Origin of the sequence: Rhodococcus sp. BH5 (genome assembly GCF_027583855.1) — a bacterium.
Classification (GTDB): domain Bacteria; phylum Actinomycetota; class Actinomycetes; order Mycobacteriales; family Mycobacteriaceae; genus Rhodococcus_F; species Rhodococcus_F qingshengii.
This window is the reverse complement of sequence record NZ_JAJHVW010000006.1, coordinates 344,497-360,309: the sequence shown is the minus strand read 5'-3', so window position 1 is coordinate 360,309 and position 15,813 is coordinate 344,497. Positions and strand designations below refer to the sequence as shown.

General features: G+C 61.5%; 17 protein-coding genes. 11 read left to right on the top strand and 6 right to left on the bottom strand.

Going from position 1 to position 15,813, the window contains the following annotated elements; all coding sequences use genetic code 11:
* The first annotated feature begins 38 nt into the window (after positions 1-38).
* The 4 genes from RhoBH5_RS18200 (at position 39) to RhoBH5_RS18185 (ending at position 3,148) form a co-directional block, all read left to right on the top strand.
* Complete coding sequence (locus RhoBH5_RS18200; RefSeq protein WP_054827059.1) at positions 39-497, top strand: nuclear transport factor 2 family protein; 459 nt, start codon at positions 39-41, stop codon at positions 495-497.
* A 114-nt stretch (positions 498-611) separates the two neighbouring features.
* A complete protein-coding gene (locus tag RhoBH5_RS18195; protein WP_208690237.1) occupies positions 612-1,469 on the top strand; it encodes a MetQ/NlpA family ABC transporter substrate-binding protein in 858 nt (285 codons plus the stop codon).
* A gap of 12 nt (positions 1,470-1,481) precedes the next feature.
* Positions 1,482-2,483, top strand: a complete 1,002-nt coding sequence (locus RhoBH5_RS18190; protein ID WP_047270724.1) for a methionine ABC transporter ATP-binding protein — start codon at positions 1,482-1,484, stop codon at positions 2,481-2,483.
* Entirely contained in the window at positions 2,480-3,148 is a 669-nt protein-coding gene (locus RhoBH5_RS18185; RefSeq protein ID WP_007732650.1) for a methionine ABC transporter permease, read from the top strand. The genes RhoBH5_RS18190 and RhoBH5_RS18185 overlap by 4 nt, the downstream gene beginning before the upstream one ends.
* Before the next feature lie 4 nt (positions 3,149-3,152).
* Here the strand turns inward: RhoBH5_RS18185 and RhoBH5_RS18180 are convergent, their stop codons facing one another.
* Complete coding sequence (locus RhoBH5_RS18180; RefSeq protein ID WP_208690235.1) at positions 3,153-4,373, bottom strand: fatty acid desaturase family protein; 1,221 nt, start codon at positions 4,371-4,373, stop codon at positions 3,153-3,155.
* A gap of 133 nt (positions 4,374-4,506) precedes the next feature.
* Between RhoBH5_RS18180 and RhoBH5_RS18175 the strand changes: the two genes are divergently transcribed.
* Together RhoBH5_RS18175 and RhoBH5_RS18170 are read left to right on the top strand one after the other, a co-directional pair.
* Complete coding sequence (locus tag RhoBH5_RS18175; RefSeq protein ID WP_064687715.1) at positions 4,507-5,712, top strand: enhanced intracellular survival protein Eis; 1,206 nt, start codon at positions 4,507-4,509, stop codon at positions 5,710-5,712.
* 65 nt (positions 5,713-5,777) lie between these two features.
* Entirely contained in the window at positions 5,778-6,341 is a 564-nt protein-coding gene (locus tag RhoBH5_RS18170) for a GtrA family protein (RefSeq protein WP_003939753.1), read from the top strand.
* A gap of 36 nt (positions 6,342-6,377) precedes the next feature.
* Here the strand turns inward: RhoBH5_RS18170 and RhoBH5_RS18165 are convergent, their stop codons facing one another.
* Positions 6,378-6,536: a hypothetical protein gene (locus RhoBH5_RS18165; protein WP_232329917.1), complete on the bottom strand. Its 159-nt coding sequence runs from the start codon at positions 6,534-6,536 to the stop codon at positions 6,378-6,380.
* A gap of 55 nt (positions 6,537-6,591) precedes the next feature.
* Between RhoBH5_RS18165 and RhoBH5_RS18160 the strand changes: the two genes are divergently transcribed.
* On the top strand, positions 6,592-7,713 hold the full coding sequence (locus RhoBH5_RS18160; protein ID WP_082239179.1) for a tyrosine-protein phosphatase: 1,122 nt from the start codon (positions 6,592-6,594) through the stop codon (positions 7,711-7,713).
* Positions 7,714-7,778: 65 nt separating this feature from the next.
* Here RhoBH5_RS18160 and RhoBH5_RS18155 read toward each other — a convergent pair whose 3' ends face one another.
* Genes RhoBH5_RS18155 through RhoBH5_RS18145 form a run of 3 tightly spaced genes read right to left on the bottom strand, consistent with a single transcriptional unit; the run spans position 7,779 to position 11,115 of the window.
* Positions 7,779-8,660, bottom strand: coding sequence for an LLM class F420-dependent oxidoreductase (locus RhoBH5_RS18155; RefSeq protein ID WP_058037669.1), 882 nt, complete (start codon positions 8,658-8,660; stop codon positions 7,779-7,781).
* On the bottom strand, positions 8,657-9,487 hold the full coding sequence (locus RhoBH5_RS18150; RefSeq protein WP_054187455.1) for an SDR family NAD(P)-dependent oxidoreductase: 831 nt from the start codon (positions 9,485-9,487) through the stop codon (positions 8,657-8,659). Before RhoBH5_RS18150 ends, RhoBH5_RS18155 begins: the two co-directional genes overlap by 4 nt.
* Positions 9,484-11,115: an AMP-binding protein gene (locus tag RhoBH5_RS18145; protein WP_371714675.1), complete on the bottom strand. Its 1,632-nt coding sequence runs from the start codon at positions 11,113-11,115 to the stop codon at positions 9,484-9,486. The genes RhoBH5_RS18150 and RhoBH5_RS18145 overlap by 4 nt, the downstream gene beginning before the upstream one ends.
* Before the next feature lie 254 nt (positions 11,116-11,369).
* Here RhoBH5_RS18145 and RhoBH5_RS18140 point away from each other — a divergent pair, with 254 nt between their 5' ends.
* From RhoBH5_RS18140 to RhoBH5_RS18125, 4 genes are read left to right on the top strand one after another with little or no spacing between them, the layout of a single operon-like run.
* The gene (locus RhoBH5_RS18140) at positions 11,370-13,031 is read left to right on the top strand and encodes a class I adenylate-forming enzyme family protein (RefSeq protein ID WP_007732670.1); all 1,662 of its coding nucleotides are present in this window, start codon (positions 11,370-11,372) and stop codon (positions 13,029-13,031) included.
* Complete coding sequence (locus RhoBH5_RS18135) at positions 13,028-13,498, top strand: nuclear transport factor 2 family protein (protein ID WP_270008625.1); 471 nt, start codon at positions 13,028-13,030, stop codon at positions 13,496-13,498. The genes RhoBH5_RS18140 and RhoBH5_RS18135 overlap by 4 nt, the downstream gene beginning before the upstream one ends.
* Positions 13,499-13,511: 13 nt before the next feature.
* Complete coding sequence (locus RhoBH5_RS18130; RefSeq protein ID WP_270008624.1) at positions 13,512-14,408, top strand: TIGR03619 family F420-dependent LLM class oxidoreductase; 897 nt, start codon at positions 13,512-13,514, stop codon at positions 14,406-14,408.
* A 1-nt stretch (position 14,409) separates the two neighbouring features.
* The gene (locus tag RhoBH5_RS18125) at positions 14,410-14,919 is read left to right on the top strand and encodes a nuclear transport factor 2 family protein (RefSeq protein WP_042924821.1); all 510 of its coding nucleotides are present in this window, start codon (positions 14,410-14,412) and stop codon (positions 14,917-14,919) included.
* Positions 14,920-14,927: 8 nt separating this feature from the next.
* Here RhoBH5_RS18125 and RhoBH5_RS18120 read toward each other — a convergent pair whose 3' ends face one another.
* Complete coding sequence (locus tag RhoBH5_RS18120) at positions 14,928-15,443, bottom strand: hypothetical protein (RefSeq protein ID WP_270008623.1); 516 nt, start codon at positions 15,441-15,443, stop codon at positions 14,928-14,930.
* Positions 15,444-15,813: the final 370 nt, after the last annotated feature.

Genomic DNA, 15,813 nt, shown 5'->3' with positions numbered 1-15,813 from the left:
GGAAGCCGAAACATGAGCGGCGTCACATAGGGTGAGATATGCGCATGGACTCCTCGGATCGCGTCGCTCTCACCGACTTGGCCGCCAGGTACGCACAGGCCGTCGACCGCCGAAACACCACCGCACTTGCCGCTCTCTTCACCGACGATGCGGCATTCGTCTTGCCGCCGGCATTGAACGGAACGGGTGCGCCGACGGAGATACGTGGGAACTCCGTCGTCAGCAGTTCGGTGGTCGATGCCGTCTCACATCTGCACTCGACCCGGCACATCGTCGAGCAGCAGATCCTCGACCTCGACGGCCCCACCACCGCACACGGTGAGGCTTACTGCTCCGCTCACCACATCTATCCGCGGGGCGAGGGCCACCGGGACAACCGGATCGAGATTCGTTACCAGGACAGCTTCGAAAAGATCGACGGCACCTGGCTGTTCTCGCGTCGCGAACTGGTAGTCGATTTTGCCGAGGACGTTCCGGTCATCCTGCTCGGACAATAGGTACATGAAAAAATCGCGGTGATTCTGTATCTCCTCACGGGAGGTTTACCGGGCTAGCGTTCAGCAACTGTCACGCCATCTCGGCGTGCGTTCGGCTATGTCTTGGAGATTCACATGTCACGCTCGCGCACCAGAAGATTCCTCGCTGCCTTCGCAGTGGCCGCCGTCGCAGTCGGAACCGTAGCCGCGTGCTCGAGCGACAACTCCTCCGACGAGAACGCAGCTCTTCGCATCGTCGCTTCTTCGGTTCCGCACGCCGAGATCCTGAAGTTCGTCGAAGAAAAGGGCCTGCTCGGTGACACCAAGATCGAGGTCAGCGAGATCACCGGCGATCTCGACGCCAACGAGGTGCTCGAAGCCGGAGACACCGACGCCAACTTCTTCCAGCACGTGCCGTACCAGGAATCGTGGTCGAAGGAAAAGGGTGTCGACGACCTGGTCGCCGTGGCGAAGGTCCACGTCGAGCCCCTCGGTGCATATTCCAAGAAGGTCACCAACGTGGCCGACCTGCGCCAGGGCGCAACGGTCGCTTTGTCCAACAACGTGACGAACTTCGCCCGTGGGCTGTACCTGCTGCAGCAGGCCGGATTGATCAAGCTCGATCAGCAGTTGGGCGCCCCCGGCACCGACATCACGCAGATCAGCGAGAAGAACATCATCGACAACCCCAAGGGACTCACGTTCACCCAGGTCGATCCCCCGCAGCTGCCGCGCACGCTCGACGACGGAAATGTCGATCTCGCAATCATCAACGGCAACTACGCAATCGAAGGTGGCCTCAACCCGGCCAAGGACGCCCTGGTGCTCGAGAAGGCCGAGGGCAACCCGTACGCCAATGTCCTGACCGTACGCACCTCGCTCGAAAACGATGCGCGAGTACAGAAGTTGGCCGAGGCATTGACGTCCGCCGACGTCGCGACGTTCATCGAGCAGACCTATCAGGGCTCGGTCATTCCGGCCAGCGCTACCTGATCGAGACCCGTCATGGTCTTCTCGATCGAATCGGTCTCCAAGGAATACCGCAGCGGCACAAAGGTTCTGCATGCGCTCGATTCCGTATCCCTGAAAATCGAAGACGGCGAAATCTTCGGCATCATCGGCAAGAGCGGCGCCGGCAAGTCGACTTTGCTGCGCTGCCTCAACCTGCTCGAACGCCCGACCAGTGGCCGGATTCTGTTGGGCGACACCGATCTGACCGCGCTGAGTCCAGCGCAACTGCGCGACACACGCAAGCGGATCGGGGTCGTGTTCCAGCATTTCAACCTGCTGCATTCCCGTTCGGTCGCCGCCAACATCGCCTTCCCTCTCGAAGTGGCGGGATACTCTCGGGCAGATCGACGTGCCCGCGTCGACGAGCTGATCGAGTTGGTGGGCTTGGAAGACCGACGTGACGCCTTCCCCTCGCAACTGTCCGGCGGCCAGAAACAACGCGTCGGCATCGCGAGAGCCTTGGCGGCTTCACCCGACGTCCTCCTGTGCGACGAGGCCACGAGCGCCCTCGACTCGGACACAACCGATTCGATCCTCGACCTGCTCGCCGATCTCAATCGACGACTCGGTGTGACCATTGTTCTGATCACCCACGAGCTCAACGTGGTTCGACGGATCTGCCATCGCGCTGCGCTGATCGATCAGGGCCGCATCGTCGACGAGGGAACGCTCACCGAACTGGTCGCAGACCCGGACTCACCCCTCGGAGAGGCGCTACTGCCGACCGGAACGGTACGAACGTCCACGACCGGAATTCCGGCGCTCCTCACCTTTGTCGATTCACTGTCCACCTCACCCGTGATTTCCCAACTCTCACGAGATCTCGACGTCGACGTCACCGTGATCTCCGGCGGTATCGAGGACATCGGATCCCATCAGGTCGGTCGCCTTCGCGTGGAGTTCGCCTCACACACGGGACTCGTCAGCAACGAAGAGACAAGAAAGTCTGTCGAAGAACATCTTTCGCAGCGCGGAGTGAAGGTGACGTTCTCATGAACAAGACGTCCTGGCAGGATTCCCTGGGCGAAGCATGGGAAGCCCTACTCGACACGCTCTACATGGTCGGTGTCTCGTTCGTGCTCACCGTGATCATCGGAATCGCTCTCGGTGTTCTGTTGCACGCGAGCGCGCCCGACGGAATCCGTCCCAACCGCGTCCTCAATTCGGTTCTGGGCACCGTGGTGAACATCGGCCGTTCGCTGCCGTTCGTCATCTTGTTGGTGCTCCTCATCCCGGCAACGAGGGCGATCGTCGGAACAGCGCTCGGCGCCACGGCAGCGATCGTCCCGCTGACCATCGGTTCGGTGCCCTTCTTTGCGCGCGTCGTCGAGAACGCCTTGCGTGAAGTCGATTCCGGACGCGTCGAGGCAGCGCGGTCCATGGGCGCCACCGACAAAGACATCATCACCAAGGTGCTACTGCCCGAATCCGTTCCGGGATTGGTAGCAGGAGCAACCCTGACGGCGGTGATGCTGATCGGCTTCTCGGCCATGGCAGGTGCCATCGGCGCCGGTGGACTCGGCGACTTCGCAATCAAGTACGGCTACCAACGATTCAACACACCGGTGCTGTTCGTCGCAGTCGTGATCTTGATCGTGCTGGTGCAGGCAATCCAGTCGACCGGCGATCTCGTGGTTCGTTCAATGGCGCACAAGCGGTAACTGATCAGCTCGAGACCATCGCGATCGCTGTTCGCAGTCCGCGCCGCTTACCCGTCTGCGGATCGACGCCGAACACTTCCTTGATTCCGCCTCGGATGCGGAACTTCAACTCCGAGTGCGTCTCCGGAGCGTCGTCCTGGGAAGCCGAGAGAAACCTGTTGGGCAGCGACAACTTCCAGATGGTGCGCAGAGTCAATCCGTACTGCTTCCACAGCGGCCCGGTCGTGTACGGGAGGTCGTACTTGTCACACAGGTCGCGCAACGGCACCGCGATTTCCGAGTACCGATTGCTCGGCAGATCCGGGAAGCAGTGATGCTCGATCTGGTAGCAGAGGTTGCCGCTCATGAAGGCCATGACGGGACCGGCATGAAAGTTGGCAGAGCCCAGCATCTGTCGTAGGTACCACTGAGCGCGCGATTCGTTCTCGAATTCCTCGAGCGTGAACTTCTCGGCACCGTCGGGAAAGTGCCCGCAGAAGATGACGGCGTAACTCCAGTAGTTTCGGATGAGGTTCGCAACGACGTTCGCCGTCAACGTGGTCTTCCACGCGGCGCCGGTCAGGGCGGGGAACAGGATGTAATCCTTCGCCACCTGACGCGCGATCTTCTTACCGACGTCCTTGGCCATCTCCGATTTCTCGGACCACTTCACCTCACCCTTGCGGAGTTTGTCCGTTTCGAGGTGATGCAGTGCCACTCCCCACTCGAAGAGGGTCGCGAGCACAAAATTCGTGATCGGTTGAAAGAGGTAGTCGGCGTGCCACTTTTGATCGCGCGTGACGCGCATGATTCCGTAGCCCACGTCGTTGTCCAGTCCGACGATGTTGGTGAACTTGTGATGGGTGAAGTTGTGCGAGTGCTTCCATCCCGAGGACGGGCAGGTGTTGTCCCACTCCCAGTTGCTCGAGTGAATCTCGGGATCGTTCATCCAGTCCCACTGGCCGTGGATGATGTTGTGGCCGAGTTCCATGTTCTCGATGATCTTGCCGACCCCCAGGAGCGCAGTCCCCAGAATCCAGGCAGGCTTCTTCTTGCTGGCGAACAAGACGATGCGGCCGGCCACCATCAGAGAGCGCTGAAACGCGATCGTCCGCTGGATGTATCGAGCGTCGTGCGCGCCGCGCTTCTCCTCGATGTCGAGCCGAATGGCATCCAGCTCGCGCCCGAGTGCCTCGACGTCTTCCTCGGTCAGATGGGCATATTCCTTGATGTCGGTGATCGCCACAGTGTTTCTCCGTATCGGTTTTCTCCGTGCCGCAGGACTGGTCCGTCGGGCGGTACCCCTGGGAGCCGGTGCGGAAACGTCAGCCCCGATATTCATGTGCGTCTTCACGCAATCTATGCCAAAGTCGATATACGTGAGCCCCGAAAACAAGATCACCATCCGCACCGCTACCGAGAGCGACTGGCCGGCTCTCCAACTACTCGACTCGGTGGGGTTCGGTTTTCACCCGTCTCCCGCGGTCAGCGAACTGACGAAGGCGCTCTACAAGCCCGAGGACATCATCCTCGCCGTCGACGGTGACCTACCCGTCGGCGTGGCCATCGAAATCGACATGGAATTCACCGTGCCCGGCGGACGCCAACTCCCCACGCGCGGAATCACCTGGGTATCCGTCGCCCCGACTCACCGTCGACGTGGTGTCCTACGCTCGATGTTCACTGCACTTCACGCCCACATCGAGTCGACCGGAGCACCACTTGCGGCCCTGACGGCCAGCGAGGCCGGCATCTACAACCGCTTCGGATACGGCCCGGCCACCTTCAGCGAAGGCATCACCCTCGATCGCCGCTTCGCACGATTCCGCCCCGAGGTGCCCGACAATGGTGGCGTGTCCATCGTCGACATCAAAGCTGCCTCGACGCTTCTTCCCGAGATCTACGACCGCTGGCGGCTGCAGACACCCGGCGCTCAGGTCCGTCCGCAACCGCTCTGGGACCATATGTTCGCCGACCCGTCCGAGGATCGTGACGGCGCCTCCGGACTGTTCTTTCTGACACACGCGGACGGATACATCGCTTACCGGCACACGAGCGAGGGCCGCGACAGCATCGCCCGGATCGACGAGTTCGTGACGATCACCGAAGATGCGCACGCGGCGCTGTGGCGCACGATCTGCGGCCTCGACCTCGTCACCCGGATCGAGACACGCCAGCATCCTGCCGATCCACTCCGGCTGATGCTCACGGACTACCGCCTTGCCCGGACGACGACGCGCTCCGATCGACTGTGGCTGCGCATCATGGACGTTCCCGCGGCTCTCGAGGCTCGTGAATATGCTGCTGACCTGGACACAGTCATCAAGGTCGAAGATCCGTTCCTGAAGGCCGGCGGAACCTTCGCACTTCAGGTCAAGGGCGGCAAGGCCACCTGTACGGCCACTGACGCGGTGCCTGCGATCACGATGCCCTCTGATGTCCTGAGCAGCTTGTACTTGGGCGAGCACCAGGCCAAGACCTTCGCGGCGGCGCACCGACTCCACGCGTCCGATCCGCAGGAGATCCTGAATTTCGACTTCGCTTTCAACGCGCAGAAGCCCGCAATTCTCGGGTACGGATTCTGATGATCTTGCCGACACGGGCATCGACGATTTGTGCCCTCGGTCGTATTCAGGGTTAGCCTCGAACAATGGCGTTTGTCGAAAAGATGGTCAATAGGCTTCCTGAGCGGGTTCTCGTGCGCGTCCTGCCGCACGCAGAAATGCTCAAGTTCCTGGTGGTCGGCGGCATCGCCTTCATCGTCACCACGGTGCTGTTCTTCGGCATCAAGTGGACGGTTCTGCCTCAGCACCCGGTGACGGCCAACATCCTTGCGGTCCTGATCGCGACGGTTCTGTCCTACGTCCTCAACCGCGAATGGTCGTTTGCTCAGCGCGGTGGTCGACAGCGCCATCACGAGGCCGCTCTGTTCTTCATCGTCGCGGGTATCGGTTTGGCCATCAACCAGGTACCACTCTGGACCTCCAGGTACGTGTTCCATCTGCGTCAACCCGAGGTGTCGGTGTTGATGGAAAACTTCGCGGACTTCATCAGCGGATCGATCATTGGGACCCTGCTGGCGACGGCCTTCCGCTGGTGGGCCATGCGTCGGTACGTCTTCCCCGAAGAAGCCACCGACAGCCAGGTCGTTCTCGACATCGAAGCGACTCCCGGCACCAAGACGCCGACAACCGACGCCACCGCCCTCGACTGACTCCCGGATCGACGCACCCGATCGCTCGCGCTTCGATCAGAGTTCGTCGATTGCGATCAACCCGTCCTGCAGCGCCCGCGCAAGCAGTGCCATCTTTGTCGGCGCGATGCTCCTGAACGGGCTGGCCCATCCCTGATCATCATCGGCGACAGGCTCTCCAGCCTGCAGTTTTCCCGCTCTGCACAACACGGTCACGACACAGTGATCACTGGTGCGTAGCCTCCGATTTCCAATTGGATTCGGAGGACCCATGGCTACTTGCAAAACTCGAGTTCTTGCGCTGTCGGCGGCAGGACTCATGCTCGTACTCGGCGCATGCAGCAAGGCCGAGTCGGCGAAAACGCCGACCGACCTCGACGTGACATCAGCGTCCGCCGGACACTACTCACTGGTCTGGGAACACGGCGGCTCGGAAAAGGTGCGTGTATTCGCCGCCACCGACCCGAAAAACCCAGCCGCAGAAGGAAAGGAAATTGGCACGGTCGACGGCTTCTCCACTGAGGTCGACGGCCTCGACCCACTGTCACGCTGGTACTTCGAGGTCATAGACGAGGACGGCACTTCCACCATCGCGTCAACCCGCCACGTGACGCTGCAGGGCGCAGCCAACGTGCGTGATGTCGGCGGATACGAGACAGCCGACGGCCGATCAGTCAAGTGGGGCCTGGTTTTTCGTGGCGACCGCTTGAGCGATCTGACTGCTGACGATCAACAAACGATCGAGAACGCAGGCATCCGGACCGTTGTCGATTTCCGAGGTGACAGCGAGATCGCAAAGGACGGAGCAGACAAGGTTCCCGCGAACGTGAAAGTGGTCAACACGGCAGTCCTGGATGCCGGCACTCAGGCTCTTGCCACAGCGATTACGAGTGCCCTGAAATCTGGTGACCCTGCAATCGTGGAGCAGGTGCTCGGGGGCGGTGAAGCCGTCCGGATCAGCGACACCGGCGCCGTCGACCAACTGTCCAAGCCTGACGGAATGGCCGGGTATTCCCAAGCCCTACGGACCATCGCCGATTCCGAGTCCGCAGTCGCTTACCACTGCACGGCAGGCAAAGACCGCACTGGGCTGATGACAGCTCTACTTCTCGGCATTCTGGGTGTTCCTGACAAGACCATCGTCGACGACTTCGTCCTGTCGAACACCTACAACAAAGCCAAGAACGAACAGACCTACACCTTTCTGTCTTCGAAAGGAATCGATGTCGATCTGTTGAAACCGTTGATGGAGCAGCGTCCCAGCCAGATTCAGCCAGTACTCGACAAGATTCGCGACCAGTTCGGTGGGTGGGAGAAGTTTTCGCAGGACGTGCTGAAACTTGACGCCGACACGATCGCAAAGCTCCGGAGCAAATTGCTGACCAAGCAATAACTGATCGACGTTCCGACAGCAATGACCGGCAGCCGCTCCGATGGCTGCCGGTCACGCCCGCACTCCTAGTTACTCAGCCCCAGCCGCTTCGAGCATTCGGCCATTTCGTCGATGATCAGTTCCAGCGACGTGCCACGACGACTCGCGGACAACACGATTCGATCGGCTCCCAACCCGCGTGCCCAGTCGAGTTTCGCTTCGTCGAGCCTGGGCAGTGTCGCACCGAGTACCAGCGATACGTCGGCAGGATCTCGATCTGCCTTCACCGCAGCCGCTTTCATCGCCGCTACAGCCTTGTCGAGATCTTCACCGGCCAGTCCCAGCGGCTGGAAACCGTCACCCAACCGGCCTGCTCGCCGAGCAGCAGCGAGACTGTGTCCACCGATGTAGAGCGGAACTCCGGATTCGCGGTGCGGCTTCGGCCAGCTGTACGCACCCTTGAACGAGAAGTAATCGCCGTCGAAATCGACTGCTTCCTTGCCCGCCCAGAGTGAACGCATCACCGCGATGGCCTCATCGGCTACCTTGCCGCGGCGCTCGAAGTCACCGCCGCACGCCTCGATCTCTTCCTTCATCCATCCCAGGCCGAGGCAGATGCGCAATCGCCCACCGGAAAGGCGATCGAGCGTCGCCAATCGTTTGGCGAGCACTACCGGATTGTGATTGGGCAGCACCAGAACTCCAGTGGACAAGCCCAAAGTGGTTGTGGCACCCGCCACGAACGAAAGCAGTTCGAGCGGATCCGGGATGTCGCAGTCATCGGGAAGATGCGATTTTCCGGTCGGAGAATAGGGGTACTCGCTCTCGGTGTCGGCGATGACCACCGAGTGCTCCACTGCCGAGATCTCGTCGAAACCCAGCGACTCGGCCGCACGGGCGAATTGCAGAATCCAATCAGGGTCTCCGCTTCGACCCAGTTCGACCGGAACGACCACGCCGAGCTTCATACCGTTTCCTCCAGTGTCGCCATCAATTTCGGACCATCCACGACGCGACCGAGGTACCGGTCCGCATCGGGATCTGTTGCAAGCCACACCGCCGCTGCAGCGGGTACGGATGCCGGTGTGGCCGCAAATCCGGCGTCCACGATTGCGTCCGCGCCACCACGGGCTTTCCCTGATTCCGTGATGACAAATCCCGGACTCAGGTTGAACGCTTTGATTCCGGCGTCTCGGTACTCGGAGTTGATCGCTCCGGCAATACGTCCGAACGACGCCTTCGACGCGGCGTACGACAGACCCCAACCACCCTCGCCGGGAGGCGCAGGCGGATCCATGGTCGCCGAGCCCGATGCCAGATTGACCACTACGCCGTTGCCGCTCTTGATCATCGACGGGAGTATCACCTGGACCAGAGCGAGTTGGTGCAGATAATTCCCGATCGCCATCGCCTGAGCGTCGTCGATCTCGATGTCGAGCACCCGGTCCATGTTTCCGACAGTCTGCGCATAGGCGTTGTTCACCAGCACGTCGACACGTCCCCACTCGGCCAGCACCCGTTCACCGGCGCCGCGGACGGAGGCCAGATCGAGCAGGTTCATCGGAACGGCCAATGCGCGCACACCGAAGGACTCGATCTCGGCAACCGTCGTCTCCAGGCTGCCGGGCACCGGAATCACTTGCTCGCCTTGCCTCGTTCGCGGGGCTGCCCGTCCCTCTCCTTCACGAACGGTGCGAGCAGTGATTGCAACGTCGAATCCGGCGCGCGCGAATGCAAGCGCGCACTCTCGGCCGATCCCCCGGGAAGCGCCGGTCACCAGCGCAACTCCACTCACAGGAACCGCGTGCGGCCGTGCGTCTCGAACTCCTGCTCCAGGTTCACCACGTCAGCTTCGGTCATCAACGTGTATTCGGGAGTGCCTCGGCCCACCCAGTGGAACACTGGTTCGTCGGTCCGCCAGCGATCGGCTTGAAGTTCACGTTTGAGTACCTTGTTGGAGCCCGTGACGGGCAGGTCGGTCGAAACGCGAACAAATCGTGGCGCTGCCTTGGTACCCAGATCCGCCTGCGCGGCAAGGTAGTCGGCGAACTCGACCGGATCGAAATCGGCGAGATCGGCGACCTCGATCGCAGCCATGACCTGATCACCCGAACGCGGATCCGGCACCGCGAAGACACCCGTGGCGATCACCTTGGGGTGCCGACGCAGGATGTGCTCGATCATCAGGGCCGAGGTGTTCTCACCGTCGACCCGGATCCAGTCGCCCTTGCGTCCCGCGAAGTAGATGAAGCCGGCCTCGTCGACGTAGCCGAGATCGCCTGTCCAGTACCAACCGTGGCGAATCTTCTCGGCGATCGCGTCTTCGTTCTTGTAGTACCCCTCGAACTTCTTCGATCCGGCCTTGTCGACCATCTCGCCGATGGATTCGTCGGGGTTCAGCACGTGACCGTGCTCGTCGAGAATTGCGCGGGGTCGCTCTTCGCGCGTATCGGGATCGACGATGACGATGTTCTCGCTCGCGGGACGGCCCAGCGCTCCGGCAGGTTGGTTCGGATCGAGCACTACTGAACCGGCACCTTCACTCGAACCGTATCCCTCGAAAAGTTGTGCACCGAAACGACGGATGAACTCTGCCTTGTCCCCCGGCGACGCCTCGGTCCCGAAGCCGTGGGTGAGGGTGTTCTCGATGTCGTCGGGCAGTTCCGGCGTCGCCATGAGATACCCCAAGGCCTTACCGACGTAGGTGAAATATGTTGCGCCGTAGAACCGAACGTCCGGCATGAATCCCGAGGCCGTGAACTTACGAACGAGGCAGACCGTAGCTCCCTGCGAAAGGGCCGGCGCCCACAGAGCCATCAACGCGTTGCCGTGGAAGAGCGGCATGCAGCAGTAGCAGACGTCGTCGCGGTCGATGTCGTACTTGGCGCAGTTCGCGTAGGCCAACCGCGTCAGACGCCCCTGGCTGCACCGCACTGCCTTGGACATTCCGGTGGTGCCCGAGGTGAAGAGAAGCAAGAACAGCGTCGACGCGTCGACACCGAGGTCGATCTGAGGCGACTCGACGTGATGTGCTGCAATCCTGTCCGGGTACGACGCGTCGTCGACCAGGACGAAACGATCTTCGGTCAGCCCGAGGTCCAGGCCGGCAAGCTTCTCGTAGCCTGCTTTGTCGGTGACGATCAGCTGGCAGTCGACGTACCGGACCTCAGCCTCGAGTTCAGCTCCACGCCTGGTCGGATTGATGCCGACGATCGTGGCCCCGGTCAGGGCCGCGCCGCCGAGCCAGAACAGGAACTCCGGATCGTTCTCGAGAAGAACTCCGATGTGAAACGGTCCGGGCGCGCGAAGCGACTTCGCCAGCGAGCCGCGCGCTGCGCTCTCGCGCACCACCTCGTCCCAGCTCCAGTCCTGCGTCCGCGTCCGCAGACCCAGGTGCTGATCACCGAGACGGTCGATCAACATCTGCGCGACGTCCTCGCGCTGAGGAGCTGCAAGAGCTGCATTCGAAGATGCTTCGGTGGCGGTGTTCGTCATCGTGTCCTGTGTCCTAGTCGATATCGGAATGTCGATTACTCCAACTGCGATACGACTCGAACGTATCGACGCCTCAGAGCCGGAACCGTCCCAGTCTCGCTCAGTGGTAACCGCCGCCACAGATATGATTTTCTCGTGAGATTTTGTGACGTGAAAAGCGCCACAATACGAAAGGCCATTCCATGACTGCCCCCGCAGATCCGCAGTTGCTTCTGGACCAGGCGGTCTCACGCCTCACCGGTCCAGGTGGGCCATTCGAGATCGTCGAAGAAGAGGTTCTCGGCACCGTCATGCCTGTGATGAAGAACCGCGGTCACGCCATCGGTGAACTCATCTCGGCATCTCGCGCCTGGGGCGACGGCGACTATCTCGTCACCAGCGATCGTCGAATCTCGTTCACCGAGCATGCCGATTCCGTTGCCGCGCTGGCAACTGCTCTGCGGGACAAGTACGGAGTCCGCAAGGGCGACCGTGTGGGCATCCTCGCTGCCAACACTCCCGAATGGGTCATGACGTTCTTCGCGACGCAGGCGCTCGGCGCGATCGCTGTCGGACTCAACGGTTGGTGGGTTCCACGCGAGGTCACCCACGGGATCGAGCTCTCACGTCCGAAGGTTCTGGTCGTGGATGCCAAGCGCGGCGCCGCCCTCCCCGAACTGCCGGCAGACATCACGGTCCTCACCATGGAAGAGGATCTGCCCGCGCTCATCGCGGAGTATGCAGGCTCCGACGTGCCGAGCACCGACATCGACGAGGACGACCCCGCCGTCATCCTGTTCACCAGTGGTACCAGCGGCCGCCCCAAGGGCGCACTCCATTCGCACCGCAACGTGATGGCCGTCGTCGACTACCACAAGTACAGCGACGCGATCGGCGCCGCATTCACCGGCCGTGAGTACGACGCTTCCAAGCCGAGCCCACTGCGTTATCTACTCACCTCCCCGCTCTTCCACATCGCCAGCCTTCACAATCTGGTGGTTCCCCGTCTCGCGACGGGCAGTGCCGTCATCCTGACCGAGGGCGGCTTCGACGTCGACAAGGTGCTCGGGTTGGTCGAACGCGAGCGTGTCACCAACTGGGGTGCTGTCCCCACGATGGCATCGCGGCTACTCGAGCACGGCAACATCGCCAAGTACGACGTCTCTTCGCTGACTGCATTCTCGCTGGCATCCGCGCCGTCGTCGCCCGCGTTCAAAGAACGCCTCAAGGAGCAGGTGCCGTTCGCACGCAATGCTCTGGTCGACAGCTACGGCCTCACCGAATGCAGCACCGCCATTGCGGTCGCCGTCGGCGCCGAACTCGAAGAGTTCCCAGGCACTCTCGGGCGTCCGATCATCACCGTCTCGATGGAGATTCGCGATCCCTTCGGCGAATGGCTGCCGGACGGCATCGAAGGTGAAGTGTGCGTACGCAGCCCCTTCGTCATGCTCGGATACTGGGAGAACGACGAGGCGACCGAGTCGGCAATTGCCCCCGGACGCTGGCTCCGCACCGGCGATTTCGGCGTAATCGAAAACGGGCGTCTCCGTCTCACCGGTCGCCGCTCCGACCTGATCCTGCGCGGCGGCGAGAACGTCTACCCCACCGAGATCGAGCAGACGCTCGACGAACACCCCGACGTGATCGAGTGCGCTGTCATCGGCATGCCGCACCCCGACCTCGGCCAGGAAGTGTCCGCCGTGGTCGTCCTGCGTCCCGGAGCCGCCACAACGGAGGCGGAGCTGCGTGATTACGCCGCCGAGCGACTGTCCTACTTCAAGGTGCCGTCGAAGTGGCGCATCACCAGCGATCTGTTGCCTCGCAATGCAACCGGCAAGATGGTTCGGCGCGAGATCACCGTATGACCACGGAGCTGTCACGGATCGTCGCCGAGTCGGCGATCCGTGACCTGCTCTGCGAGTACACGCATCTGATCGATCAGGGCCGATTGCGTGAAGTCGCTGCATTGTTCGCCTCGTCCGACTACGGGCAGTGCGGGCCGGACGGGGTTGCCATCACGCTCATTTCGTCCGACGCCGACGCAGTGTTCGCAGCCTGCAGCGGCTTCATTCGAATGTACGGTGATCCGCCGGTTCCACGAACCAAACATCTGCTGACCAACACGCGAATCGCGGTCGACGGTGAATCAGCGACGGCACTCTCGTACGTCACGGTCATCCAAGGTACCGAAGATCTTGCCCTGCAACCCATTCTGGCGGGGCGCTACTTCGATCGCTTCACCTGCGTCGACGGGTCGTGGCAGTTCAGCTCGAGACTCTTCTGTCTGGACAACATGGGCGAGATGTCCTCGCATGCCAAGCGGGCACTGTAGAGGAACGACGACTGTGGAAATCGGCGTCAACATCTTGGGCCTCGAGGCCCTGTTCGACGGCAAGATTCGCCCGGTTCTGGACTTCGCCGCGCGTGCTGACCGTGCCGGGATCGATCTGATCTGCACCGGCGATCATCTCGGGTTCAATGCCGAAGCACACGCTCAGCGGGCAGCCGAACACAACTTCTTGTTCCCGTTGGATCACCCTTGGTACGAACCGATTTCACTTCTTTCCTCGATCGCCGCAGTGACCGAACGCGCTCGCCTCGGAGTATCGGTTCTGATCGCCACTGTTCGCCCAGCCGCCCTGCTTGCCAAACAGGTTGCAACTCTCGACTCATTGTCCGAAGGTCGAGCCGTCATGGGTTTCGGCGTCGGTTGGCAAGAAGCCGAATACACCGCTACCAACATGCCTTTCGACGCGCGATTCGGGCGCATGGAGGAGGCTGTCGCAGCGTGTCGCGAACTGTGGACCAATGCTCCGGCCACCTTCAAGGGACGCGACTTCGCCTTCGAGAACTACCACAGCCTCCCGCTGCCGATCCAAAATCGCGTACCGGTGCTCTTCGGTTTCAGACCAAGCCGGCGGAACTTCGACCGCATAGCACGCGTCGCCGACGGTTGGACCGTGAACCCGACCGACCTGGGAACGTTCACCGACAGTGTCACATTGCTGCGCAACACGTTCGAAGCCCACGACCGCGAGCCGGATACCGCACGTGTGCAAGTGTCTGCGGCGCCGGTTCGACGCGACAACGGGTCCGTCGACCTCTCGGCAACCGCAGACAAGACCCGGGACTGGTTCGCCCGCGGCGCGTCCGTCGTCGTTTTTCGACCTGCCGTATTCGATTGCGCTGCCGAAGAACTACCAGAACTACTCGACTGGATGACCAGCATCAAGGAGGCGTGACATGGACCAGGCACTGCAGGATCTCATCGACAAGCAGGCAATTCGTGAGGTGGTTCTGACGTACTGCCGCGGCATCGATCGCCTCGACTTCGATCTCGTCCGCAGCGCCTACCACCCGGACGCGATCGACCATCACACCGGATTCGACGGCACCATCGACGAGTACATCGCCTGGGCCACAACAAAACTCTCCGCGATCGGCGGCACGATGCACCACATCGGCAACCACCTGGTCGAACTGCACGGCGACCACGCGATCAGCGAGGCATATTCGATGTCCACACACTGGGGCGGGCCCGAAGACATCGGAATGATCAACTTCACCAGTGGTGCGCGGTTCATCGACCACATGGAGCGGCGCGACGGCCGTTGGGCGATCAAGGAGAGATGGGCCGTACGCGAGTGGACTCGCTCGGACGAGGGCCGCTTCGTCAACCCCGAAGGGCCTGGTCCGCGTGGGCGTCGAGATGCCTCGGATCCGCTCACCGCACTACGAAGGTCCCTTGAATAACTTGGGGTTCAGTCTTCGAGGTCGAATTCAACTCGCGCTCTCGCGAACAACATGCGGATATCCTTCCCGAACGTGACTGCTGCCGTTCCCAATGCATTGACCGCTGCGGTCAACGGGTCCGATTCGATCGCGTCGAAAATCGCATTGAGAGCGTAGGACGGGACATGAATATTCCCATGATCGAACGGATTGGACTCCGGTTGCGGCGAATGGTCCACTATCTCGATCTTGACTTCCAACTCCACATTCTCGGTCCCCGCACCGAATTCCTCCTCGTGTAGGTGCTCGAATGCCGCTGTGCGATTTCCGAAGGGTTCCGGAAGTTGTTGTCCCACATGCATAGCGTTGAGGGCCGGACGAACCCAATCCCTGTCGGCTAATCCCGCATGCTCATACGCCTGCACAGCGGCCCAAAACGCGAGTCGACGAAGAGTCGCGACGTTCATGCGGACGACCGCTTCGACAAGTGGTCGGTCCATACGAGCTAGTCCTTTGCCGGACTGGAATCGTTCGAGTTCAGGCATCGGATCTCCTCCCCACTCCTGCCGCTCTCGTTCAGCAGCTTCGGCGCGGAGGTCACTGATTTGCACAACCCTGGACGGCTCGCCGTTCTCGCCGTAAATCGTTATCCATTTCGACTCGATGTCCCGTTGTGGACGAGGAATCGGTTCAGGTATCGGTTCGTCCACAGGAACGCCATATCCCGGCATGTCCCACTGCAGCGATGGCCGCACCTCGTCACCACCTGCAGGCCACATACGCACCCGCCAAACATCTCCGGGTTCCGTCGATCCGGGCCAGCCGTAGTTTACAAAACCGCGGCCGGCAATCTCGACCAGATATGACCCCTCGGGTACATCACAGACGATGAACTCCCCACCCGGAGGTGAATCA